This is a genomic window from Bartonella sp. ML70XJBT (genome assembly GCF_028618425.1).
In the GTDB taxonomy this organism is placed as follows: Bacteria; Pseudomonadota; Alphaproteobacteria; order Rhizobiales; family Rhizobiaceae; genus Bartonella.
Genome location: NZ_JAQISX010000001.1, coordinates 185218 through 209402, shown reverse-complemented (window position 1 = coordinate 209402; position 24185 = coordinate 185218). Strand labels below are relative to the sequence as shown.

The following is a 24185-nucleotide window of genomic DNA, read 5'->3' as shown; positions in this document are numbered from 1 at the left end:
CATACCGCATCAGCTCTAAAGATATTTCTCATAGTTATTCTACAGGAGAGTACATATTTGGAACTTTCTCCATAGTCATTCCTGAATCCAGCATCTTTTCTGGCTGTTTTCTTATAGATACATCTTTGTTTGATAACTGCTCAGATGCTGAAGAATCATCCATTCTTGATATTTCCGGTTCAATAACACGTCCTGAACCACCCATCATATTATAATTCAAATGGGAAATAGCCCACCAAGTTCCCCCAATAATAACAAAAACGCAAATAGCAGCAAACCATAAAGCGCTTAAATTCCATTTGGCATCTGGACCAGAGTTCAAGTGTAAAAAGAAAACAATTTGTACTATAATCTGAATAAGTGCCATCCCAATAAGATACGCAACCTTTGTACTAATTGCCCAACTTCCCATCATTCCATACATCACAGGAATAAAAGAACCCAAGGTGAAGAATACAGCCAGAATAAAACCAACCAAATAGGAACCAATACTGGGACCATGTGTTTCATTTTGCATGCTCATCATAACGCTCCTAATAGATAAACCATGGTGAAAACACCAACCCATACAATATCAAGTAAATGCCAAAAAATGGAAAGGCATGCTAAACGTGTTTTATTATTCTGATCCAAGCCATTACGACGAAGATGAAAAAACATCACAACCATCCACAGAAGACCAACACTTACGTGCAGTCCATGAGTGCCAACCAAAGCAAAGAATGCTGACCAATAAGCAGAGAGAATTTCCCGTCCAAAAAGCTGTAGACCTGTTGAAGGATCAATACCCGCATAAGCATTCGGATCGTAATAAAATACCTCACTCAAAAGTTCATGGAATTCGTAAAGTTCCATACCAATGAAACAACACCCCAATACAAAGGTTATAGCCATCCATAAACGCACACCACTGATGTTGTTTTTATGCGCTTGAACCATTGCAAAGCCATAAGTGACAGATGAAAATAATAAAAAAGCAGTCTCAACCAAAACAAACTTTAAATCAATAAATTCATTGCCGGCTTTACCGCCCCCATAAGAAGCAGAAAAGACAGCAAAACTTGAAAAAAGCGTTGAAAATAGAATTAAGTCTGAAAGAATATAAATCCAAAAACCAAACGTCATGACTGAGCTACTATCGTGGTGAAGTTTATCCACAGTACTCACATTATTCATTGTTACTGCACTCATACTGTCACTCCTTGTTCTTTAAGAACAGCTGTAAAGGCATCTTCAGTTTTTTGTACTTCTTCAGCTGGAATATAATAACCATGGTGATCACCTGTTAATGAATGACACACAAGCGTTGCAATAAAGCCAACCAGTCCGATCGCAACAAGCCACCAAATATGCCAAACAAGCGCAAAACCAACAACTAATGAGAAGAAGCCAGCAATAATTCCAGCCGATGTATTCGAGGGCATATGAATTTTTGTAAATCCACTTGTTGGGCGTTGATAACCACTTTTCTTCATATTCCAATAAGCATCATCAGACTGTATCTTCGGAAGGAGAGCAAAATTATAGGAAGGAGGCGGTGAAGAGGTAAACCATTCAAGTGTACGTGCATCACCCCAAGAATCATTTAACGTTACCGGTAAGTGACCTTTATGCTTAATACCGTACCAAATTGCCAAAACAACCTGTAACACAAAACAAAGGATACCAAGTAAAATAATGAAAGCACCTAGAGCAGCGATAATAAACATCTGCTGCCAACTAGGTTCCATGTAATGCTGAAGACGGCGCGTCGCTCCCATTAGCCCGAGGGCATAAACAGGGAAAAATGCAAGATAAAAACCAATAAACCAACACCAGAAAGATGCAATCCCTAGCATGCGATTTGGTTTATAACCAAAAACTTTTGGAAACCAAAAAGCAAGTCCAGCTAGATAAGCAAAAACCACACCTCCAATAATTGTATGGTGGAAATGCGCTACTAAAAAGAGCGAGTTATGAAACTGCCAATCAGCAGGGACAATCGATAATAAAACACCAGTTAATCCACCACCAACGAAGGTAAAAATCATGCCCATGCACCAAAGCATTGGAGGTTCAAAACGTATCCTTCCTTTATACATCGTGAGCAACCAATTGAAAACTTTTACACCTGTTGGAACAGCAATAATCATCGTTGCGATGCCAAAGAAGGTATTTACAGCTTCACCGCCACCCATTGTGAAGAAATGATGTCCCCAAACAAGAAGCGAAAGGATCAAAATAACCAACATGGCCCATATCATGGAAGTGTAACCAAAGAGGCGTTTTGAAGAAAAAGTTGATACAACCTCAGAAACAATTCCAAAAGCAGGAACAACCAAAACATAAACCTCAGGGTGACCAAAAACCCAAACATAGTTAATCCATACCATTGGATTTCCCCCACCAACATTGGTAAAGAAATTCATACCCAAATAACGATCACAGGCCAAAAGTGCAAAGGCGACAGTTAAGACAGGATAAATAACTAAAATAAGGACATTACTAACAAAAGCACTCCAACAAAAAACAGGCATCCTCATCATTGTCATTCCAGGAGCACGCATTTTAATCAGAGTTGCAACAAAATTGACTGCCCCCATTGTTGTCGCGATACCAGAAAGCTGAAGTGACCATAAATAATAGTCTACCCCTGTATCTGGACTCGTTTGCAATTCTGTAAAAGGTGGATACATGAGCCACCCACCACGACCAAAATTACCAACACCTAGCGATATATTAATCAAGATTGCCCCAGCTGCCGTAATCCAAAAACCTAGATTATTTGCAAAGGGAAAAGCAACATCACGCGCACCAATTTGAAGCGGTATAAGGTAATTGAAAAGACCAAATAAAATAGGCGTAGCCATGAAAAAAATCATGATCGTGCCATGAGCCGAAAAAATTTGATCAAAATGCTCAGGGGGCAAATAACCCGCCGCTTCACTCCCAAGAGCTAAAGCTTGATGCGTTCGCATCATAAGTGCATCTGCAAAACCGCGAACAAGCATAATAATTCCAAGAATTATATACATTATACCGATGCGTTTATGATCAACAGTGGTAATCCAATTTCGCCATAAAATCCCCCACCACCCAAGCGCTGTTAAAGCAACAACAGCAATTAAACCAACCACAACAATCGCAATACATGTATACAAAACGATTGGTTCATGTGCAAGTGCATGAAAAGCACCTGCCGTAGGATCTGTAAGTCTTCCAAACATTTCTCAACCCATTTCAAATGAAATTCAAGTTTTAAAGAAACCTTATATTAAAAGGGCTCTCTCTCTACTGACCCTTTAAATAACATCAGGATCAAATACTGAACACAATGCACCCCATAGTGTCTGAGCAGCTGCACGCTTCATTAAATCTTCATTACATACCGTATTTTCATCGACACACCGATTAACAATACGATAGTAAAGCCGCTGCTCAACAGGTGCAAAATAACGAACTTCAGCATCTTTCTCCTTCGCAGCAATATCACCCATACGAGGCGCAATAGAAAGTTGACGATAAGATTTACGATCAAGTACTCGACCATTAGCCCGAGCTTTTACAATCCAATCTTCAAAATCCTGCGAAGAAACAGAATGCCAATTAAACCGCATCCCTGAAAAACCATCACCGCTGTAATTTGCTGAGGTCCCCTTGAATACGCCCTGTTCCTCAGCGATCAAATGCAACTTAGCATTCATCTGCGGCATAGCGTAAAGAACTGTACCTAATTTAGGAACCCAAAAGGCATTGACAGAATTTTCTGACGTCAATTGCAATAAAACTTGACGTCCCTCAGGCGCGTAAATTTCATTGACCGATGCAACACCATATTGAGGATAAATAAAAATCCATTTCCAATCAAGAGCTATAGCATCAATCTGCAATGGCTCTCCTTCACCCACAACCTCTACTGGAAGAGGCTTTGCAGGCTCAAGCTTATAGGTATAATAAGCCGTTAATGAACCTAAAACCATTACAATTACAATTGGAATACCCCACATTAAAGCTTCAATTTTATTTGAATGTGCCCAATCAGGAGAATAGTTCGCTTTCACATTCGATGCACGATATTTTATCGCTAAAAATACCACACTTACCATGACTGGAATGACAACGCAAAGCATAACAAACACACACACAACAATCAAAATAAGCTGTTGATGTGCTACATAACCTGATGGCTGAAGGACATCCATTTTACAACCAGACAAAAGCAGTGCTCCCCCTAAAACCACAAGCATTCCTAATTGTCGAACAAAGCTTTTCATCTTCATTTACCCCCGTCATATGCACTAAAATTTGCCATAAATATAATACCTCATATTGTACAGATTTGAAAATAATTATCAAGTGAATTCAATGTCTATATTACCCTCATCCAACACTTAACTCTTTACCTTTACACCTTATTAATTGTTTTGCAATATACTCGAGCGCAAACCGATATCCATCACTTCCAAACCCACTTATGATAGCATCTACACCTGAAGATGTATAAGAATGATGACGAAAAGATTCGCGTTGATAAATATGGGATAAATGAACTTCTACTTTTGGCCCTGAAAACATTTTTAGAGCATCAAGAAGGGCAACAGATGTATGACTGTAAGCCGCTGGATTGATGATCAATCCAGAACTTAGTCCTATTGCTTCTTGTATCCATTCTACTAGCTGACCCTCATAGTTACTTTGATAAAAATTTATGATAACATCAGCTTTTTTTGCCCATTCTCTACAACTTTTTTCAATATCTTCTAAAGTTTCAGTTCCATAAATTTCTGGCTCACGTTGACCCAGAAAATTTAAATTAGGACCATTTAAAATCGTTATCATAACAGACATGGCAACCCTTTTCTTCTCGACCATCACTTATTAAAAAAATATTTAGCATGTTTTTACAGTAATAAAGCGCCATCCTTAATCTCAAAAAAATCTGCACGTCCTTTTAAATCATCAAATAAAAGACGATCTGTTCCTGTCATAAATGTTTGCACAGCTAAATCATCAAGAATATCAAATAAAGCTGCACGTCGATGTGAATCAAGATGAGCAGCCATCTCATCAAGAAGAAGGATGGGAGCCCTTTCCGATATCATACCTGTTAAACGTGCATGACACAAAACCAAACCTGTCAACAGCGCTTTTTGTTCACCTGTTGAACAAGATGTTGCTACTTTATTTTTATCCGCATAAAAAACTTGTAAATCTGTGCGATGTGGTCCCTCTAATGTCCGCCCAGCCGCACGATCCATTGCACGATTACGCTGCAAGCGATCGCAAAATTGCTCTTCAACTTCAGTGGCTGATAGTTTCTTTAAAGCTGTTTCCAAAAAACCATCAATTTGCAAAAAAGCCCGCGGAAAAGGTATCTGTGATGGCATTTGTGTAAACATGTCATTTAAAAGCCGAATAACATCAATACGCGCCGCAGAAATAGCTGTCCCCAATTCTGCCATCTGCTTTTCTAAAGCATCAAACCAAGCATAATCTTCACTGCCATCTAAAAACAAACGATTACGTGCACGCATCGCCCTATCATAATCGGCTATGCGGCGACTATGCAAAGGATCAATCGCCAAAACCATACGATCCAAAAAACGACGGCGCTCAAGCGAAGGACCTGTAAAAAGACCATCCATAGAGGGGGTTAAGATACTAATATGACAGTAATCTGTTAAGCAATCACTTGACTCATTCACACCATTAATATGGACCTTTCGACTGTTATCGCTAACCTCTAAAGCTGTACCAATCTTTACTTCACCATAAAGAGCACATTCAAGACATGCAAAGACAACAAATCCTTCACCTCCTCCATCTATAAAGCTAACATCAGAATACGCAGCCCGTCGCAAACCACGACCCGGCGAAAGAAAAGATAATGCCTCTAAAAGATTCGTCTTGCCAGCACCATTATGCCCCGTGAAAACCACATGCTGTCCCGAAAAATGAATATTAAAAAAAGAATAATTGCGATAACGTAAAAGCTTTAGCTGCCTCACAGCCACTTTATGCACATAACTTACCATGCATTGCAAAACAATTGCCCCTAAACGCGAATAGGCATCAGCACATAGAGCACATCCGCATCATCATTATCACGAATCAAAGCTGGCGCTCCAGCTTCAGCCAACATAAAAACCATTTCATCGCTTGAAAGCTGCCCTGCAATATCCAAAAGATAACGTGAATTAAACCCTATCTCAAGTGGTGCAGATGTGTAAGTTACAGATAATTGATCCTCCGCACTACCTGAATCAGGACTATTCACAACAAGCCTTAACTGTCCATGCTCAATTGTTAACTTAACTGCACGTCCCCGATCACTTGAAATTGTTGAAACGCGATCAACAGCAGAAGAAAAATCCTGCCGATTAACAACTAATTCTTTATCATTTCCAAGAGGAATAACACGTTGATAATCTGGAAATGTTCCATCAATTAACTTTGACGTAAAAATCACAGAACCTACAGAAAAACGAATCTTTGTTTCTGAAAGCTCTATATATACCTCACCATCATTTTCTTCTGAAAGAAGTTTTTGCAACTCTCCTACAGCTTTACGAGGAACAATAACACCGGGCATTCCCTCAACCCCTGAAGGAGCCTCCATCTCAACTTGTGCTAAACGATGACCATCCGTCGCCACCAAACGCAGTTTAAAAACATCATCATGAATAACATGGAAGTAAATACCATTAAGATAATAGCGGGTTTCTTCAGTCGAAATGGCAAATTGTGTACAATCAAGTAAATGTTTCAACCCTGATGCTGATAGAGAAAAGCGATAACCAAATTGCCCAGGAAGAGACTCTGGAAAATCTGCTTTCGGAAGACATTGAAGCTGAAAATGCGCACAACCCGAAACAACGGACATTGTATTCGCTTGGCTCTCATCAACAGATAATACAATTTCATTGTCATCAGGAAGTTTACGAATGATATCATAAAGCAAATGTGCCGGAACAGTTGTTGCTCCTGCCTGTTCAACATTGACTGTAAAAGATTCCGTAACCTCTAAGTCAAGATCTGTTGTTTTTAACTGCACACAACTATCTTCTGCATCAATTAGAACATTTGACAAAATAGGAATAGTATTACGGCGCTCAACCACACGGTGAACACGACCAAGAGACTTAAGAAATTGATTGCGATCCACTGTAATGCGCATAAAAGCCCCATATGATTTAGCAAAAACGATAAAAATTCCTTAGAATTAAAATAACAGATCCTTTTTAAAGAATCGCCTGCTAGAGTTTATTAAACCTCTTTTAAAATGGCAAGTCACTCCTGCATGAGAAAAAACAAATCCTTTCATTAAATCTCTTAAAATCTCTTCAAAGAAAGAAATAATAAATGCTATACAGCCTGTTCTCCAATTAACCGTTTCAGTAATTCAAGTTCCTTGGCTAAGGTCTGATCACCACAAACCAAATCTTCAATTTTACGCACAGCGTGTAAAACCGTTGTATGATCACGCCCACCAAAACGGCGTCCTATTTCTGGCAACGAGCGAGGCGTTAATACTTTCGCTAAATACATTGCAACCTGCCGTGGCTTCACAATCGTACGTGTTCGACGATTAGACAACAAATCCTGTTTGGAAACATTATAATGGCGTGCTACCGTACGCTGAATTTCTTCAATCCGAATGCGCTTAGGTTCACCTGGACGTGTCAAATGACCTAATAATTCATCAATCCGTTCTAAAGATAAATCAGACTCAAAAGATTGACGAAATAAGAGCTGGTTAAACGCGCCTTCAATATCGCGCCCTGATCCTAAAACCGTTTTCGCAATATATTCCAAAACATCATCAGAAATTGATATCATGCTATCATCTTTCTGTGCCACCTTCAACCGCTGGCGCAACATTTGCAAACGCATTTCATAGTCTGGTGCCTCAATTTCAAGGGCAACTCCTCCCTGAAGACGAGACCGAACGCGAAGATCAAGCGATTCTAATTCCGCTGGTGGACGATCTGCAGCGACAACAACCTGTTTTGCACTATCAAGCAACATATTAAGTAAATGGCAAAATTCATGTTGTATCGACTTGCCCTGCAAAAACTGCATATCATCAATAATTAAAAGGTCGATATCGCGAAGCTGTTCTTTAAAAGAAAGAGCATCATTATCACGAATAGCTGTTGCAAAACGCCACATAAAATATTCAGCAGTTAAATAAATAACACGCGCAGATGTTAAACGCTTCAATGCAGAAGCGGCAATTGCTTGAAGCAAATGTGTTTTTCCTAAACCAACAGACGCGTGAATAAAAAGAGGATTAAAACGCAAAGCACTTTTATGCCCCTCTGCTATTGAACGTGCTGCCGCTAAAGCAACACGATTAGACGCCCCCTCAACAAAACTTTCAAAAGTATAGCGAGAATCAAGCGGAGATCCAAAAACTCCCGCTTGAGAACTTTTGACTGAATGCTCTACACAATTCTCAACAAAAGATGAGGTTGCCGGCTCCTCCAGCACAACAGAAGGCGCACTTGTTTTACAAACAACATCTCTTGAAACCCGCTCCATACCGCGAACGATAACTTCAACACGAAGAATTGCTGAGTTCTCTTGTTTCCATAAATGAGTCAAAAGAGAACCATAGTGATTATTAATCCATGAACGTAAAAAAGCTGTAGGAACAGAAAGTTTTACAAGAGTATGACTATACTCAGCAAGTTTCACACGACCAAACCAACTGGTATAAGCCTCAACACCAACCTGCGCCTTTAATTGTGCCATAACACGTATAAAAGCCGCCGCACCCTCCTCTTCTGAAACAATAGAATGCCCTATAGAAGCATTTCTACAAACAACCCCATTACTCTCTGCCACTCTATTCTTTATTATGTTCTCTGCCGACAGGATATTCACCGAAACCCTTTTAAAGGAACTAGCTTTAGAGTTCAATTTATCCACCATCTTCCATCCTGATAAAAATAAAATTTTGTCCTGCCAAACAGCTAAAATAAACCTAGCGAAGGCAAAACGCCCTACCCCAAATAAGATTACTCATCCTCCCCTAGGATAGCCTCATCACAACCCCACTAATAAAGATGACCAATAAGATTTACTTGCACTCATGATATGACCCACCCTTCTAAAATGGTAAACATACCAACTAAGAGAACTAAAAAACCATCAAAAAATCTACCCAACACAAAAGCTTTTAAAAAGCCTAAACCAAAGATTTTATATTCAACAAAATATAGGATAATGCGCTGATGTGACCCCTTCATGCTTTTTAGTCTTCATAAGAACCATACAAAACAGCAGAGGTAAAATGCAAGAGGTCAAAATAAAATCAAAAGCTCCCAAAAAATGCTTATTTCAATGAGGAATGAGAAAAATAATTGATTCAATTCATTTTTTTTTCTGAATTTACCAAGCATTAAAGAATCCCTTCAGATTAAAAAAAAAAAAATAAAATGCTTGACAAAAAAGACTCTGTAAAAATCGACAAAGCTTGTGGATAACCATACTCCCCCTATAAACTTTCTCCCCTTATTTCAAGAGGAGAATCGCTGTCGATTCTTGTTTTCAATAGAAAATTTTTAAAATAACAAATAAAAAGCCAGCACCTTTACGGATACTGGCTTGATTCTTAATAAAATAGAAAAATCTTAAACGCTGAGAGCCTTCAAACGCTTCGCTAAACGTGATACTTTCCTCGCAGCAGTATTTTTATGAAAAACACCTTTAGAAACCGCACGCATAATCTCAGGCTCAAAATTCTTAAATGCAATTTCTGCTGATGCTTTATCGCCCCCTGCTAGAGCATCATCAAACTTACGCATAAAAGTACGAACGCGTGAACGGCGGGCCTTATTAACCTGTGTGCGTGCTGCAACCTTGCGCACCGCTTTTCGAGCAGAAGGTGTATTCGCCATAAATATAATCTCTCTTTCAACACCTTGGTAAAATGAGTCTCAATACCAACTCTACCAATGTAAACAAACCTAACCCAAGCAAAACTATAAAGCTGCTTATAACTCATGTGGCTTATAGCTCAATGTCAAAGCCAACGTCAATTAAATTTTCAAAGACAGACATAAAAAAACGAAGACAAATCTTTGATCCGCAACTTTATAGCTTAATCGTTTAAAGATATTCCTCAACGAACAACAGCATTTAAACAGCTAGCTTACGCAAGACATATTGCAAAATTCCACCATGATGCAAATAATCTAGCTCATCTTCAGTGTCAACACGGCATAATAATGGAACGGTTTTTACCGTACCATCAGAAAAAGTAATTTTTGCTACGGTCTTTTGACGAGGTTTCAAGTTATGAATACCCTCAATCGTTACCTTTTCATCGCCCTTTAAGCCTAAAGACTTCCAACTTAGCCCCTCCTCAAAGACAAAAGGAACAATACCCATACCAACAAGATTAGAGCGATGAATCCTTTCAAAAGATTGTACAATCACTGCTTTGATACCAAGAAGATTAGTCCCCTTGGCGGCCCAATCACGTGATGATCCATTGCCATATTCAATACCCGCAAAAACAACGAGCGGAATACCTTCTTTTTTATACGTCATTGCTGCATCGTAAATGGTTTGTTCTACTGCTGAGGGATAATGAATCGTATAACCGCCTTCTCGACCATTTTCTCCTAACATGAAATTACGAATGCGAATATTGGCAAAGGTCCCACGAACCATAACTTCATGATTCCCACGGCGTGTCCCATATTGATTAAAATCAGCGACGTTAACACCATGATCCATTAAATACTTTCCAGCAGGAGAAGCGGCCTTAATAGAACCAGCGGGAGAAATATGATCTGTCGTGATTTTATCACCAAACAAACCTAAAATTCGTGCCCCCTTAATATCTGATAAAATATCTGGTGTTTTCTGCATATCATCGAAATATGGTGGATTACGAACATAGGTGGATTGCTCATCCCAAGAATAGGTAGCCCCCGTAGGGATCTGAACTTTTTGCCAATTTTCATCACCTTTAAAGACATCAGCATACTTTTCAGCAAAAACCTTACGTGTGACATTTTCTTCGATAAACGCCTGTATTTCTTGAGAAGTTGGCCAAATATCTCTCAAGTAAACCGGTTGACCATCTAAATCTTCACCAAGAGGTTCTTTGGTTAAATCTTTACACACCGTCCCGACAAGTGCATGCGCAACAACTAACGGGGGTGAAGCTAAATAATTTGCTTGCACATCAGGAGAGACACGCCCTTCAAAATTACGATTTCCTGAAAGAACTGCAGCAGCAATAACACCATTGTCATTAATCGTTTTGGAAATAGCTGGATGCAAAGGACCAGAATTCCCAATACATGTTGTGCACCCAAACCCTACTAAATTAAATCCTAATGCATCTAAATCTTTTTGCAGACCCGAATTTTTAAGGTAAGCTTCAACAACTTGTGAACCAGGTGCAAGAGAAGTTTTTACCCATGGTTTGCTTTTTAGACCTTTTGCTACAGCATTTCGTGCCAAAAGACCTGCTGCAATAAGAACACTTGGATTCGATGTATTTGTACAGGAAGTAATCGCAGCGATCACCACATCACCATGACTAAGCGTATATTCTTCACCTTCAACCGGATAATGCTCATCTTGTCCTGAAGTTTTCTTATAATCTTCAACCAATGCCTTCCCAAAACCTTGCCCAACATTTTCCAATGCAATACGCCCTTCCGGACGTTTAGGACCAGCCATAGAAGGAACAACTGTTCCCATATCTAATTCAATGGTATCGCTAAAAACGGGATGGGCCACCCTTTCGTCATGCCACATCCCTTGTGCTTTGGAGTAAGCTTCAACTAAGGCAATCCGATTTTCATCACGCCCTGTCATGTTGAGATAACGCACTGTCTCCTTATCAATTGGGAAAAAACCACAGGTTGCTCCATATTCAGGAGCCATATTCCCAATCGTCGCCCGATCAGCAAGGGTCATATGCTCCAAACCAGGGCCAAAAAATTCAACAAATTTACCAACAACACCCTTCTGCCGGAGTATTTGAGTTACCGTTAATACGAGATCGGTGGCTGTGACACCTTCTTTAAGTTTTCCTGTTAGGCGAAAACCAATTACTTCAGGTAACAACATAGAGACGGGTTGGCCCAACATTGCCGCTTCGGCTTCAATGCCGCCAACACCCCAACCTAAAACCCCCAAACCATTGACCATCGTCGTATGCGAATCAGTTCCCACACAGGTATCCGGATAAACCGTCTCATCCCCCTCTTCATTCTTCATCCACACACATTGTGCTAAATATTCGAGATTAACCTGATGACAAATCCCTGTTCCTGGAGGAACAACACGAAAATTTTGAAAGGCTTGTTGCCCCCATTTCAGAAAACGATAACGCTCACCATTGCGTTCATATTCATGCTCAACATTTTCCTTAAAAGCCGTAGGAGTGCCAAAATCATCAACAATAACTGAGTGATCAATAACAAGATCAACAGGTATGAGAGGGTTAATTTTTTCAGCGTTCCCACCAAGTTTGACCATAGCATCACGCATTGCAGAAAGATCAACAACCGCCGGAACACCCGTAAAATCTTGCATAAGAACACGTGCAGGACGGTAGGCGATTTCTGCCCCTGCGCTCCCTTTGTCGCTTAACCACTTAGAAACATTGAGGATGTCTTCTTTTTTAACTGTGCGCCCATCTTCAAAGCGCAATAAATTTTCGAGAATAACTTTCATCGAAAACGGTAAATGCGAAATGCCTTCAAGTCCATTCTTCTCCGCTTCGATTAAGCTATAATAAGTATATTCTTTGCCACCAACCTTTAACGTTCTGCGACAATTAAAGCTATCAATGTGAGTCATGACTGTCCACCCTCATACTATAAACCACCCAATTTCCAGGAATGAACAACACAAACTACGAGTCAAGGTCGCAGCTTGAGCGCAGACGCAATTACCTCCGCCATCCATTTCCCCCTCCACCTTTTATAGGTAAATGCGGAAATCAGCGCCAAAAACCATTCTACACCAGATCTTGATGTAACGTATCCCTTATAGAACTATTTCTAGAACTATTCTAGGGACAATTGCATAAAAAAACGTGTTTTTTTATGCAATAATGCAATAAAGAATAGGGAAATATAAAAATAGGCAGTCACATGGTGTTATCAGGCAAAGATTTAGCGGCTTACAGAAACGGAGAAATTCTGTTCCAAGATCTTTCTTTTTGTTTATTTCCACAGCAACTGATGACAATCACTGGACCAAATGGTATCGGAAAATCTACATTACTGCGAATCATTGTCGGTCTTATTGAAGCTGCTGAAGGCCATATCATACTTAAAGACGATGAACAAAGATACCCTATTACAACTGCGTGTCATTATCTCGGGTCTCAAAATGCCATGAAACCCTTCTTATCTGTCATTGATAATTTACAATTTTGGGCAGAGTTTTATGGTCAACCTCTGTACTCCCCCTATGAAGCCCTTACCGATATTGGCCTTGCTGATCTTGAATATTTACCTTTTAACGCTCTGTCAACTGGGCAACAAAGGCGTATCGCTCTTGCTCGTCTTTTGCTTTCCTATCGTCCTATTTGGGTTTTAGATGAACCAATATCAGGACTTGATAGCTATGCTCAAAAACGTCTTGCTCGTATTTTTCAACGTCATCTCAATCAAGGGGGTATGATTATCGCCGCCACCCATAATTCCTTAGGTCTTCCAGAAAACCATACAATCGCTCTGGAAAAATTTTTACCTCTCTAGGAGAGCAGAATATGAAAGCACTGTTCTGGCGTGATCTTAAACTACTCTTAACGTCACAAACCTCTTCGCTAACAGGATTATTGTTTTTCATCGCTGTTGTAATTATAACCCCCTTTGCCATTGGACCAGATCCAAAAATTCTTGCACAAATAGGTCCAGGGATATTGTGGTTTGGGGCCCTTCTCGCAGGACTTCTTAATCTGAACAAACTTTTTCAAATCGATCGCGATGATGGCAATCTCGACCAATTTATCCTTTCAGGACAAAGACAAAGTTTTATGCTGATCGTCTTTACTAAATGCATCGCCCATTGGGTAGGAACGATGCTTCCTCTCATTTTTACCACGCCTATTTTAGCCCTCATGCTCCACTTAGATATCACGATAACTTGTACAACAATACTTACCCTTTTATGCGGAACACCAGCTATTATTTTTATTGGCGCCATAGGAGCAGCACTTGCAAGCTCATTGTTACATAGCACGCTTCTTATTTTCATCATTATCTTGCCGTGGATCATTCCAGTTATGATTTTTGGCGTTTCAGCGGCGACAGCGCCAACAAATCCAAATGCCTCTTTTCTTACTTCCTTGGCTCTTCTTAGCGCTTTTTCACTTTCTTTGAGTCTCTTTAGCTCTTTTGTTGCCTCTCTAACGCTCAAGCTTTTATCAGAATAATAAAAGATGATTGCCGCATAGAAAAATTCCCCTTATTATGAATTTCATGAATGAATTATCGCCCGCATATAAAATGAGGTCACTCCCTATAAGTTTTGCCCGTTTTATGAAAATAAGCAAAATCATTTTACCATGGCTCGCCAGCATAACGTTATGTCTTCTGATCTTAGGGCTTATTTTCGTGATGCATTCACCAGACGACTATCAACAGGGTATGACTGTTAAGATTATGTACCTTCATGTCCCTTTTGCGTGGTTGTCTACATTCTGTTATATAACGATGAGTGCAGCAGCATTAGGAAATTTGATTTGGAAATATCATCTTGCTGATATAGCTCTCAAATGTGGGGCGCCCATTGGAGCAATTTTTACTGCCTTGGCCCTCATGACGGGAGCGCTTTGGGGGCGCCCTACATGGGGAACATGGTGGGTATGGGATGCACGGTTAACATCGGTTTTAATTCTGCTTTTTATCTACCTTGCCATTATCTTGCTTGGACGTGCTTTTGACAATCAAGTAAAAGCCGCTCGCGCGACTTCAATTCTTACCCTTGTTGGCTTTGTTAATATCCCTATTATTAAGTTTTCCGTGAATTGGTGGAATACATTACATCAACCAGCCTCCTTATTACGTGCTGGAGGACCAACAATCGACAATGCTATGTTATGGCCTCTTATAACCATGTTATTTTGTTTCATCTTCATGTTTATTGCGCTCTATTTGATGGCTATGCGAAATGAAATCAATAGCCGTTATATCAAAATACTTCAGATTAAAAAATCCCGTCGTGCACAACAACAGGACTCTTCATCATGCTTGACCTAAATGGCATCCACAGCGGACTTTTAGGAAACTTATCTCAGAAAATCGATTTTTTCCTTGGTACCCTTAAACACAAGCAAATTGTTGTTTTAAGCTATACGCTTTCTGCAATATCCCTACTCTGTCTTATTGGCTATATTCTTTGCAAAGCCCTATACCAAAAAAACACTCTCCAGCAGCTAAACAAAAAAGAGCTTTCAAAAAAAGAAAAATATAATGAATAACGTTCCTCCAAAACTTAAAAAAAATATATCTTTGCCTGTTTTCTTTGTTCTTTTTGGACCATTTGTGCTTTTTCTTCTTCTCATGGTGTTTTTTTTCAACTTTATGCATAAAAAATACCCGCAAGACCCTTCTCTTCTTCCAAATGCATTGGCTGGAAAACCAGCCCCCGAGATACACCTTCCTCTTCTTAATAAGGACAGTTATCTTCATTCAAAACAGTTTAAAGGACGTGTCACATTGATCAATTTTTGGGGGTCTTGGTGTTTACCCTGTCGCGAAGAACATCCTCTTCTTATGAAAATTGCACAAGATAAACGTTTTGATCTGATTGGTATTAATTATAAGGATAACAAAGCAAACGCACTGCGCTTTTTAAATCTTTTTGGTAATCCTTTTAAATTGATTGGCTTTGATGCTTTAGGATATACAGCTATTGACTGGGGGGTATATGGACCACCAGAAACCTTTCTCTTGAATAAAGAGAGCATCATTATCGCTAAACATGTTGGCCCCCTAACATGGAAAATTTATCAAAAAAAAATTCTCCCCAAAATTGAACAAGCAATCGTAATAGAAGAAAATAAAGTATCAACATATTGATCTATAAATATAATTTACCACTTCTCTCTATGAAATGAAAACACCGAATACTATGAGATTTTTTTCAAATCCTTTTATCCCGAATCAAGAAAACAGCTAAGAAAAGGTTAAAAATACCTTTTTGTGCATTTTTAATATAAGTATAATGAACAGCTTTTTAAATTGAAAAATAAAAAAGAAGCCCTTTCCAGAGCAGAAAATATCTTTTACAAGGCACTCTTTTTTAAAAAGCATATCCAGTGAATAATGATTTCAACAGAAAGATCATTGGTATACATCAAAAAATGCTAAGAAAAAAATATTCAAGAGATTCATATGAGTTTATGCTTTAGGTTTTTATAGCGCGAATAAAATGGGTTTTTGTTGCAATCATTATTTTTATGAAGTTGATTATATTTTTTCTTCCAAAAATTCTTGCAGTGTAAAACGATACACTTTCGAGCAAAATTCGCATGTGACTGAAATATATTTATTTTTAACCATTTCATTTCGTTCATCACTGGGAAAGCTTTCCAGCATTCCTTTAATTTTTTCACGCGAGCAAGAACATTGGTCGACAAGAGAAAACGGATTAAAAACTCTCACACCTTGTTCATGAAAAAGACGGAATAAGAGCCGTTTACTCCCGACTTGAGGATCTGTTAATTCTGAACTTTCAATCGTTGCCATGAGTATTTTAGCTTCTTGCCATTGGTTATCTAATTGGGTTTGGTCTTTTGTTTCTTCTCGCTTTTGATGAAGGTCATCTATTCGATGATGGGACGATGCTTGAGGCAAAAATTGAGTCAAAATACCTCCAGCTCGCCAGCTTTTCTGAGGTTTTCCTTGGTTGTCACGATTGATTAATATAGCAACAGCCAAACGGATATCTGTAGAAATTTGCTCTGATTGATCAAAATAAGTACGAGCAGCTTCTTGTAAATTTGATCCATCTAATGCAACTATTCCTTGATAGGGTTGCATGTGAGGGCCTTGATCAATCGTGAAAGCTAAAGTACCCTTTCCTAAAAGGGCTTCTGAAGAGATTTGATCATTATCTATGGCTTGTTTAAGCTGTTCTTTATTAAAACGAGCATATCCCCGTAAACTGGAAGGAGGAGAAAAATCGCACACCAGCATATTAACCGGTCCATCGGAATGGGTTTGTAAAATAAACTTGCCCGTAAGCTTTAGAGAAGTTCCAAGTAGAACAGTTACAAGCAAAGCTTCGGCCAAAAGATAAGAAACCGATTCAGGGTATTGATGTCTGTTAAGAATAGAATTTAAAGTTTCCCCAAGTTGTACAACACGTCCGCGAATATCAAGTTCTTCGACTTGAAAGGGAATAACAGTATCCTCTTCATGCAAAGAGATGTCGTTGAGAGAGGCATCATCTTTAGCTTGTTCACTCATGGGCTTTACCTTTTATTATAATTTGTTGTAGAGACGCTCTTATGAAGAGAAAAATGCATCTTGTAAACACCAAGAAAGAATTGCTTTTTGAACGTGAAGACGATTTTCAGCTTCATCGAAAACAACTGAGTGCGGTCCATCAATCACAGTATCAACAACCTCTTCACCACGATGAGCTGGAAGGCAATGCATAAAAAGAGCATCAGGTTTTGCTAATTTCATGAGAGCTTCATTGACTTGATAAGGCTGAAAAATGGAATGACTGCGAGCACGAAATTCTTGCCCCATGGAAACCCATGTATCAGTCATAATACAATCAGCATCTTGAGCTGCTTTTTGAGGATTATGCGTTAGCATAAGATGTGCACCCCACTTACGTGCCCAATGTATGAATTGCTCTTGTGGTTCACTACCCTTTGGAGTAGCAATGCGCAAATGAAAACCAAAAAGAGCTGCAGCCTCAATTAAGGAATGGAGCACATTATTACCGTCCCCCACCCATGCAAATATTTTGCCTGCAATTGGCCCTCGATGTTCCTCATAGGTTAGGATATCTGCTAGAATTTGGCAAGGATGTGTATCATCTGTAAGGGCATTAATGACAGGAATTTGTGCATATTGTGCCAATTCAAGCATACGTTGATGTTTTGTTGTTCGCAATATCACGATATCTACAAAACGGGATAAAACGCGCGCCGTATCAGCTATGGTCTCACTATAACCAAGCTGCATCTCTGACCCCGTGAGCATGATTGTGTCTCCCCCAAGTTGGCGCATACTGATATCGAATGAAATACGGGTTCTTGTGGATGGTTTTTCAAAAATCATCGCAAGTGTTTTTCCTATAAAAGGTTTTAAACTTTTCCCTACCTTAAAAGATGCTTTAAGTGTTTTTGCATAATCAATCAGTGCGCGTGCCATTGCTGGCGTTAAAATTGATAAGTCCGTGAAGTGACGAAGAGCATTTGTCATGTGTATAATATTTGTCCTTCTTTATTGATTTGCGAAAGATAAGAAATTGCTTTTTCAATACGATTCAAGCTTTCATCTATTTCTTCTTTCTTGATGATAAGAGGAGGCAATAAGCGTACAACATTATTGTTGGCAGCAACACTTAAGAGATATTCATTTTCCAAAACATTAACGACAAGATTTGAAGGTACGACACACTTCATGCCCACCATTAGGCCCATCCCATGAACTGCGCAGATAATATCAGGATAGATATTGAGAATGTGCAAAAGTCCACTTTTTAGTTTATCCCCCATGCGCTGAACATGGGTCAGAAAACTTGGCTCTAACAGAATATCAAGAACACTATTTCCTACAGCCATCCCCAGAAGATTTCCTCCAAAGGTTGAACCATGGGTCCCAGGCGTCATACTTTTTGCAGCTTTATCCGTTGCAAGGCAAGCCCCTAAGGGAAAGCCACCTCCTAATCCTTTTGCGAGAGTAAGAATATCAGGTGTAACACCACTCCATTCATAAGCAAAAAGCTTTCCAGTTCGTCCTATGCCCGTTTGGACTTCATCAAAAATCAACAATAGATCATTATCATCGCATATTTTACGCAAAAATCTTAAATATTCATAGGAAACCGTTCGTATTCCTCCTTCTCCTTGAATGGGTTCAATCAGAATAGCGGCGGTATTTTTATTAATAGCGTTACGCAAAGCAATTTCATCACAAAAAGGGACTTGAATAAATCCACCGACTTTAGGTCCAAAGCCTTCAAGATATTTTTCATGCCCAGTCGCAGCAAGTGATGCAAGTGTCCGTCCATGGAATGCCCCTTCAAAAGTAATTATTTCAGTGCGTGCTGGATGACCAGCAGCATAGTAATAATGACGTGCCGTTTTAAAGGCACATTCCAATGCTTCAGTGCCTGAATTACAGAAAAAAACCTTATCCGCAAAACTGTTTGTACAAAGTCGCCTGGCAAAAGCTGTTTGTTCAGGAGACTGAAAAAGATTGGAAACATGCCAAAGTGTTTCAGCTTGTCTTTTGAGCGTATTAACCAATTTAGGATGGGCATACCCTAATGCATTAACAGCAATGCCAGATGTAAAATCGAGATAATGTTCTCCTTTATCGGAAATAAGCCATACACCATGCCCCTGTTTAAAATGCAAATTTCGTCGTGCAAAGCATTCATAAAGTGGTTGTATAGAGATGGCATCCATCATAATTCCCTTTATCTTTTAATCTTTTCAAGATATATACAAAGCAATACTACAAATAAAATAACATGATGCATTTCATTAAAGTGCTTTAAACATTTCACTCGATTAATGATTACATGGAATAGATCATTACACCAATTGAAAAAAAGTCAATGAAGGTTCTACAAATAAGCATTTTGGGGAAAAGCCTTAAACAAAAGTGGACGTTTAACCTATGATTGATTTGCAAGTTGGGGAAAACATTCTAAATAAACTCTTTGAGAGGCAAAGACTCTTGTCATAGAGTGAGTGCATATTGTAACTTACACTATAGTTTAAGCAAGATAATGTGTTTTGATTTGTAAGTTCCGCAGGTTGAATGATTTTTTTATGCTCACTTAGAGTGTAAAATTCTTTCATTTAGTGCATTGAGAACATTATTAAAACATTTGAAGATGCAAAGGGGAAGCATCTCAGTGACGTAATCGGAATGGAGTGCTGATATGGGTTGGACATGTGAACGCGTTGAGCTTCTTAAAAAGCTCTGGAGTGAAGGGTTAAGTGCAAGTCAAATTGCCGCTCAATTAGGTGGGGTCAGCAGAAATGCAGTCATCGGCAAAGTGCATCGATTGAAGTTGCCAGGACGTGGCAAGACAGCACAGGGAAATACACGCGCGCAAAAAACTCCCGCAAGCAGCCCATCATCTCCACGTGTGCGTCGCAACACAGCGACAGTATCGCCAATAAACACATCATCTGTCAACGTTGAAGAAACAACTTTAAAGACAGAGTTTGTAGCAGAAGATGTCAAAGAAGTTGATATGCCTCCAAAATCTAATGTAGTGGTGCCTATATCACGGCAACTTAATCTGCTACAATTGAGTGAAAATACATGTAGATGGCCGGTTGGCGATCCATTATCAGCCGATTTTCATTTTTGTGGTGCTGATTCTGATGAAAATAGTCCCTATTGTGCCTTTCATGCTAAATTAGCATTTCAACCAATATCTGAAAGACGGCGAATAAGGGTATAATATCCGCCGATATAATTTTATATTCTGCGCCTCATGATAAAATTTTAATGATAGAGTTATTATGAGAAAGAGATTTAATGAGGTTTTTAATGAATGAGAACGTTTCTTCATGAAAATATTCAACGAAATTGTATCTTTTAGTGCTACTGCGCGGCCGTGTGTTATAAATCTACGTTTTTTATTTTCACGATTCTCTTTAATTTAATTGTACAGCTTTTAAAACTATCTATAGCAATATCTTTTGAATAATGCAGATTTCTCAATCTATCATATTTTTATTCTTTATGTTATAATAGCGTAATGTTTTGTTTTACAAAAATAATTTATCGTTTAGCAACCTGAGTGAAATCCACAAATATATCTCTCTTATTTTAAGCTCTCTTATATTGAAGCAATCAAAACCTTTGGTTTGCACGTCATGTGCGAAGGGAGCCTATGCAGAGTAAAAACACTTTTAAAAAAAGCATGCCGCCGATAACCCCTCTCAAGTTCCAAGAGTTTTGCAATATTAGGGGCTAGAAAAATGTGTGATCGTGTGGCTTACACTTTTTTTATTAAGCGTAAAGATGAAGGTATATAATCAATTTTATACGCTTCATGGAGATCACTATTTTATGCACTCTATTACAGAATAAGCTTGAAATTATTAAGAGATATTTCTCTAAAATAAGCTCATGAATATGCAACACAAGTGTATTCTACTTTAAGCATTTTGTTTTTCATGAAGAGCATGGACCAAAAAGACACGCGATAAATAAAAGCATGATGCAATGTGTAGTGCGTAAGACGAATAATCTTTGTAATTCTTTATAAAAAATTAAAATAAGGAAATGTTGTATTCAAGACCCTTTTATCATGCCTCTTCTATGATCTATAATATACGAGATCTTTTAAAATAAATATTCAACCTGAAACGAATACAGATAGTATCACATTCCTTTTCCCGACACAAAACGACGCAACCAAACATAAAGCGCACCTTCACCGCCATGCTGACGTGCTGCTTGCTCAAACGCATGAACATAATATCGAAAAGCTGATGTTGATAACCAATACGGAACAAATCTATACAAAGCTCCATCACTCCCAATAGATCGACCTTTTCCTGTAATAACAAGAACATAACGCAATCCACTCTGTTGAGAGGATTGTAGAAATTTTTTTAAGAAAAAATAAGCTTCTTCCTGCATATAACCGTGAAGATCAAGACGCGCCTCAAGAGGATAACGACCTTGGGCAATTTTACGATGTGCAACATGATCAAAGAAATGAATCTTATGCGTTTGTGTAACGGCTCTCTTTTCTTTTTTAATAATTGTTGAGCGTTGTTGATTTTCCTGCCCCCCTAGAGGAGCTTGAGTTATGCACTGTTTTTTATCATTAATATTTGCAATATTTTCTGATATAGAAGAGAGCCTCTTATCATGAAGCGGTGTTATTGTGCGACAAACCTTCTCCCATAAAAGGCGATCTTGTGAAGTTAATAAATCTCTTTTTTGTCTCCATTCACTTAAGGACATTTCAATTTCTCATAAATTATTGAGTACTTATGGAAGAAAAGGTACTTTAATTTTCATCTTCTGTAGCGAAAAGCTTCCAGTTTGGGTCCGATGATAGGCTATTACGAACAAACGTCCAAATATCCTTAATTTCTATAATAGCATCGGTATCACCGTCTATACGCTCACCCTGTTCATTATAAGTAACAGAAATCATCTCACTGATAATACGTACCGTTAAAAGTTCATCCTTTTCTTGCATTGCCGCCGCAACAAGCTCTATTTTATTAATTCCAACAAAAGTAAACTCTATTCTTTCTTTGTTTTTTTCTCGTTGTTCAATAGCAGAACAAAAGCTTTCAAAAACATCCTGACAAAGCAAGCTTTTCAGTTGACTGCGATCACCTTTGGCAAAAGCTGTTACAATCATCTCATAAGCAATTTGCACACCTTTTATAAAAGATTGAGGAGAAAAATGAGGATCAATTCTACGCAGTGCGCGCAAATTTTCATTCAAAATACTCCCCTCTGGTGCAATCTCATCAATTTCACTAAAATCGTCTTTTTGTAAATTTTTTTGATGAGGGAACGAAACAATATTATCCGTCGTTTCTGGATCAGCTCGTTTTTCAGAACGACGTGAATAAGGATCAAAGGGAGGCTTTTCAAACCCAATTCGCTTCCCTAATACACTACGGAGTTGCACAAAAATAACAACCACAACAACAAGAGCGATAACAAGTATAACGTCAAATTCCATGGGCGCGGTCAATCTCCAAAGCTTTAAGTTTGTAATAAAACATTGCAGTCAATATCATTTATCAATAAATATGTAAAATAGGGAATCCTACCATTCAAATATTTTTATAAATTTTATATAAGGAATGCTCTTAAGAACTTCTCCCCTACTCATCCAGAAGGAATTTTTCATGTGATAAAACTTTATTCTATAAATCCTCGTTTTTTTATCGTTATATTTCTCTGTATTCTGTTAATTGAGATTGCTGGTTTTATCTTTGTTGGTCAAGCAATTGGCATTTTGGCAACTTTGAGTTTGGTTGTTCTCACAACCATAATTGGGGTTATTTTATTGCGAATTCAAGGTCTTAGCCTTTTAAAAAACATACAAAGTGAACTTATCCAAGGACGCACATTAGAAAACAATATTATTCATGATGCTTGCATCATGTTTAGTGCAATTTTGCTTATTCTCCCCGGTTTTGTAACAGATCTCTTGGGGATATTACTTCTTATTAAACCAATTCGCTCTTTTGCTTGGCATTTCTTTTCATCATTAAAAAATACGTTGAATTCCAATATGAAAAGAAAAAATAATTCTGAAAAAATAATTGATCTTAACGCTGCAGATTACAAAATTCATGATACGACAGAATCCCCATGGCGCAAAAATGATGATAATCAGTGAATTTGCCTAAAAAATCTGCAACAAACGAAAAAAATAGTCAAGATAAAGCGCGCGTTCCTTGCAACCTTTAGCAAGGCATGATAACCAATTCGATTTTTAGATCTGAAATAAATATACATAATTATAATGAGAGAGGTTCGTCGTATGGCCGAAGGTGAAATGAACAACAGTGGCGGAGAGCCGGTTTTTGCTGTATTAACGCAATATTTAAAAGATTTATCATTCGAAAACCCAGGTGCTCCCCATTCATTGCGTACGCGTGAAAAATCACCACAAATTGATATCAATATTAATGTCAATGCTAACCCGATTGGTGATGACAATTATGATGTCGTTTTATCTCTCTCCGTCAAAGCCAATGATAATACTGAAACTTTATTTCATGTAGAACTGATTTACGGAGGAGTTTTTCACCTGAAAAACATTCCACAAGAACATGTTATGCCTCTGGTCTTTATTGAATGTCCCCGTCTTTTATTTCCATTTGCGCGCCAAATTATATCTAATGCTACTCAAAATGGTGGTTTTCCACCTTTGTGGATTGATCCTATTGATTTTGCAGCTCTCTTTCAAAAGCGTCTCGCTGAAGAACAAAAAGACAATCAAAAACAGCCTTCTTAAAAATT

The 24185-nt window shown here is 38.5% G+C and carries 23 protein-coding genes; 8 read left to right on the top strand and 15 right to left on the bottom strand.

The features are described from left to right. Positions 1 to 34: 34 nt before the first annotated feature. The 10 genes from cyoD to acnA all read right to left on the bottom strand — a co-directional run bounded on the left by cyoD (position 35) and on the right by acnA (position 12813). Positions 35 to 517 (bottom strand): cytochrome o ubiquinol oxidase subunit IV, encoded by a 483-nt coding sequence (gene cyoD, locus PVV65_RS00805; RefSeq protein ID WP_273788850.1) that lies wholly within the window; start codon positions 515 to 517, stop codon positions 35 to 37. A gap of 5 nt (positions 518 to 522) precedes the next feature. Beyond that, positions 523 to 1191: a cytochrome (ubi)quinol oxidase subunit III gene (locus PVV65_RS00800; protein ID WP_273753858.1), complete on the bottom strand. Its 669-nt coding sequence runs from the start codon at positions 1189 to 1191 to the stop codon at positions 523 to 525. Continuing rightward, positions 1188 to 3206, bottom strand: a complete 2019-nt coding sequence (gene cyoB, locus PVV65_RS00795) for a cytochrome o ubiquinol oxidase subunit I (RefSeq protein WP_273788849.1) — start codon at positions 3204 to 3206, stop codon at positions 1188 to 1190. The genes PVV65_RS00800 and cyoB overlap by 4 nt, the downstream gene beginning before the upstream one ends. A 75-nt stretch (positions 3207 to 3281) precedes the next feature. Continuing rightward, positions 3282 to 4253, bottom strand: a complete 972-nt coding sequence (cyoA, locus tag PVV65_RS00790; protein WP_273788862.1) for a ubiquinol oxidase subunit II — start codon at positions 4251 to 4253, stop codon at positions 3282 to 3284. Positions 4254 to 4359: 106 nt separating this feature from the next. Further along, complete coding sequence (aroQ, locus tag PVV65_RS00785; RefSeq protein WP_273788848.1) at positions 4360 to 4827, bottom strand: type II 3-dehydroquinate dehydratase; 468 nt, start codon at positions 4825 to 4827, stop codon at positions 4360 to 4362. Between the two features lie 53 nt (positions 4828 to 4880). Next, the gene (gene recF, locus PVV65_RS00780) at positions 4881 to 6014 is read right to left on the bottom strand and encodes a DNA replication/repair protein RecF (protein ID WP_273788847.1); all 1134 of its coding nucleotides are present in this window, start codon (positions 6012 to 6014) and stop codon (positions 4881 to 4883) included. Between the two features lie 20 nt (positions 6015 to 6034). Next, on the bottom strand, positions 6035 to 7156 hold the full coding sequence (dnaN, locus tag PVV65_RS00775; protein ID WP_273788846.1) for a DNA polymerase III subunit beta: 1122 nt from the start codon (positions 7154 to 7156) through the stop codon (positions 6035 to 6037). 188 nt (positions 7157 to 7344) lie between these two features. Next, positions 7345 to 8916: a chromosomal replication initiator protein DnaA gene (dnaA, locus tag PVV65_RS00770; RefSeq protein WP_273788845.1), complete on the bottom strand. Its 1572-nt coding sequence runs from the start codon at positions 8914 to 8916 to the stop codon at positions 7345 to 7347. Positions 8917 to 9617: 701 nt separating this feature from the next. After that, complete coding sequence (gene rpsT, locus PVV65_RS00765; RefSeq protein WP_012230450.1) at positions 9618 to 9884, bottom strand: 30S ribosomal protein S20; 267 nt, start codon at positions 9882 to 9884, stop codon at positions 9618 to 9620. A 241-nt stretch (positions 9885 to 10125) separates the two neighbouring features. After that, positions 10126 to 12813, bottom strand: coding sequence for an aconitate hydratase AcnA (gene acnA, locus PVV65_RS00760; protein WP_273788844.1), 2688 nt, complete (start codon positions 12811 to 12813; stop codon positions 10126 to 10128). A 296-nt stretch (positions 12814 to 13109) separates the two neighbouring features. Here acnA and ccmA point away from each other — a divergent pair, with 296 nt between their 5' ends. From ccmA to PVV65_RS00735, 5 genes are read left to right on the top strand one after another with little or no spacing between them, the layout of a single operon-like run. Beyond that, complete coding sequence (gene ccmA, locus PVV65_RS00755) at positions 13110 to 13721, top strand: heme ABC exporter ATP-binding protein CcmA (protein ID WP_273788843.1); 612 nt, start codon at positions 13110 to 13112, stop codon at positions 13719 to 13721. A gap of 11 nt (positions 13722 to 13732) precedes the next feature. Continuing rightward, on the top strand, positions 13733 to 14398 hold the full coding sequence (gene ccmB, locus PVV65_RS00750; protein WP_273788842.1) for a heme exporter protein CcmB: 666 nt from the start codon (positions 13733 to 13735) through the stop codon (positions 14396 to 14398). 46 nt (positions 14399 to 14444) lie between these two features. Further along, on the top strand, positions 14445 to 15224 hold the full coding sequence (locus tag PVV65_RS00745; RefSeq protein WP_273788841.1) for a heme ABC transporter permease: 780 nt from the start codon (positions 14445 to 14447) through the stop codon (positions 15222 to 15224). Further along, positions 15212 to 15445, top strand: a complete 234-nt coding sequence (locus PVV65_RS00740) for a hypothetical protein (RefSeq protein ID WP_273753868.1) — start codon at positions 15212 to 15214, stop codon at positions 15443 to 15445. The genes PVV65_RS00745 and PVV65_RS00740 overlap by 13 nt, the downstream gene beginning before the upstream one ends. After that, positions 15438 to 16046, top strand: a complete 609-nt coding sequence (locus PVV65_RS00735) for a DsbE family thiol:disulfide interchange protein (RefSeq protein ID WP_273788840.1) — start codon at positions 15438 to 15440, stop codon at positions 16044 to 16046. The genes PVV65_RS00740 and PVV65_RS00735 overlap by 8 nt, the downstream gene beginning before the upstream one ends. A gap of 390 nt (positions 16047 to 16436) precedes the next feature. Here the strand turns inward: PVV65_RS00735 and PVV65_RS00730 are convergent, their stop codons facing one another. From PVV65_RS00730 to PVV65_RS00720, 3 genes are read right to left on the bottom strand one after another with little or no spacing between them, the layout of a single operon-like run. Further along, a complete protein-coding gene (locus tag PVV65_RS00730) occupies positions 16437 to 17438 on the bottom strand; it encodes an Hsp33 family molecular chaperone (RefSeq protein WP_273788839.1) in 1002 nt (333 codons plus the stop codon). A 39-nt stretch (positions 17439 to 17477) separates the two neighbouring features. Continuing rightward, complete coding sequence (argF, locus tag PVV65_RS00725) at positions 17478 to 18410, bottom strand: ornithine carbamoyltransferase (RefSeq protein ID WP_275065127.1); 933 nt, start codon at positions 18408 to 18410, stop codon at positions 17478 to 17480. Next, positions 18407 to 19621: an aspartate aminotransferase family protein gene (locus PVV65_RS00720; RefSeq protein ID WP_273788860.1), complete on the bottom strand. Its 1215-nt coding sequence runs from the start codon at positions 19619 to 19621 to the stop codon at positions 18407 to 18409. Before PVV65_RS00720 ends, argF begins: the two co-directional genes overlap by 4 nt. Before the next feature lie 482 nt (positions 19622 to 20103). On the opposite strand from PVV65_RS00720, the gene PVV65_RS00715 reads away from it, so the two are divergent. Further along, a complete protein-coding gene (locus PVV65_RS00715) occupies positions 20104 to 20634 on the top strand; it encodes a GcrA family cell cycle regulator (protein WP_273788838.1) in 531 nt (176 codons plus the stop codon). 929 nt (positions 20635 to 21563) lie between these two features. On the opposite strand, the gene PVV65_RS00710 is transcribed toward PVV65_RS00715, so the two are convergent. Together PVV65_RS00710 and PVV65_RS00705 are read right to left on the bottom strand one after the other, a co-directional pair. After that, entirely contained in the window at positions 21564 to 22154 is a 591-nt protein-coding gene (locus PVV65_RS00710) for a Smr/MutS family protein (protein ID WP_273788837.1), read from the bottom strand. Positions 22155 to 22200: 46 nt separating this feature from the next. After that, on the bottom strand, positions 22201 to 22893 hold the full coding sequence (locus PVV65_RS00705) for a Tim44/TimA family putative adaptor protein (protein WP_273788836.1): 693 nt from the start codon (positions 22891 to 22893) through the stop codon (positions 22201 to 22203). A 171-nt stretch (positions 22894 to 23064) separates the two neighbouring features. Between PVV65_RS00705 and PVV65_RS00700 the strand changes: the two genes are divergently transcribed. Together PVV65_RS00700 and secB are read left to right on the top strand one after the other, a co-directional pair. After that, positions 23065 to 23559 carry an FxsA family protein gene (locus PVV65_RS00700; protein WP_273753874.1) on the top strand — a complete coding sequence of 165 codons (495 nt, stop codon included), beginning with the start codon at positions 23065 to 23067 and terminating at the stop codon, positions 23557 to 23559. Between the two features lie 144 nt (positions 23560 to 23703). Continuing rightward, complete coding sequence (secB, locus tag PVV65_RS00695; protein ID WP_273788835.1) at positions 23704 to 24180, top strand: protein-export chaperone SecB; 477 nt, start codon at positions 23704 to 23706, stop codon at positions 24178 to 24180. Positions 24181 to 24185: the final 5 nt, after the last annotated feature.

Coding starts and splice junctions, on each gene's coding strand:
- cyoD (WP_273788850.1), bottom strand. CDS start 517: ATGCAAAATGAAACACATGGTCCCAGTATTGGTTCCTATTTGGTTGGT.
- PVV65_RS00800 (WP_273753858.1), bottom strand. CDS start 1,191: ATGAGTGCAGTAACAATGAATAATGTGAGTACTGTGGATAAACTTCAC.
- cyoB (WP_273788849.1), bottom strand. CDS start 3,206: ATGTTTGGAAGACTTACAGATCCTACGGCAGGTGCTTTTCATGCACTT.
- cyoA (WP_273788862.1), bottom strand. CDS start 4,253: ATGAAAAGCTTTGTTCGACAATTAGGAATGCTTGTGGTTTTAGGGGGA.
- aroQ (WP_273788848.1), bottom strand. CDS start 4,827: ATGTCTGTTATGATAACGATTTTAAATGGTCCTAATTTAAATTTTCTG.
- recF (WP_273788847.1), bottom strand. CDS start 6,014: ATGGTAAGTTATGTGCATAAAGTGGCTGTGAGGCAGCTAAAGCTTTTA.
- dnaN (WP_273788846.1), bottom strand. CDS start 7,156: ATGCGCATTACAGTGGATCGCAATCAATTTCTTAAGTCTCTTGGTCGT.
- dnaA (WP_273788845.1), bottom strand. CDS start 8,916: ATGGTGGATAAATTGAACTCTAAAGCTAGTTCCTTTAAAAGGGTTTCG.
- rpsT (WP_012230450.1), bottom strand. CDS start 9,884: ATGGCGAATACACCTTCTGCTCGAAAAGCGGTGCGCAAGGTTGCAGCA.
- acnA (WP_273788844.1), bottom strand. CDS start 12,813: ATGACTCACATTGATAGCTTTAATTGTCGCAGAACGTTAAAGGTTGGT.
- ccmA (WP_273788843.1), top strand. CDS start 13,110: ATGGTGTTATCAGGCAAAGATTTAGCGGCTTACAGAAACGGAGAAATT.
- ccmB (WP_273788842.1), top strand. CDS start 13,733: ATGAAAGCACTGTTCTGGCGTGATCTTAAACTACTCTTAACGTCACAA.
- PVV65_RS00745 (WP_273788841.1), top strand. CDS start 14,445: ATGAATGAATTATCGCCCGCATATAAAATGAGGTCACTCCCTATAAGT.
- PVV65_RS00740 (WP_273753868.1), top strand. CDS start 15,212: ATGCTTGACCTAAATGGCATCCACAGCGGACTTTTAGGAAACTTATCT.
- PVV65_RS00735 (WP_273788840.1), top strand. CDS start 15,438: ATGAATAACGTTCCTCCAAAACTTAAAAAAAATATATCTTTGCCTGTT.
- PVV65_RS00730 (WP_273788839.1), bottom strand. CDS start 17,438: ATGAGTGAACAAGCTAAAGATGATGCCTCTCTCAACGACATCTCTTTG.
- argF (WP_275065127.1), bottom strand. CDS start 18,410: ATGACAAATGCTCTTCGTCACTTCACGGACTTATCAATTTTAACGCCA.
- PVV65_RS00720 (WP_273788860.1), bottom strand. CDS start 19,621: ATGGATGCCATCTCTATACAACCACTTTATGAATGCTTTGCACGACGA.
- PVV65_RS00715 (WP_273788838.1), top strand. CDS start 20,104: ATGGGTTGGACATGTGAACGCGTTGAGCTTCTTAAAAAGCTCTGGAGT.
- PVV65_RS00710 (WP_273788837.1), bottom strand. CDS start 22,154: ATGTCCTTAAGTGAATGGAGACAAAAAAGAGATTTATTAACTTCACAA.
- PVV65_RS00705 (WP_273788836.1), bottom strand. CDS start 22,893: ATGGAATTTGACGTTATACTTGTTATCGCTCTTGTTGTTGTGGTTGTT.
- secB (WP_273788835.1), top strand. CDS start 23,704: ATGGCCGAAGGTGAAATGAACAACAGTGGCGGAGAGCCGGTTTTTGCT.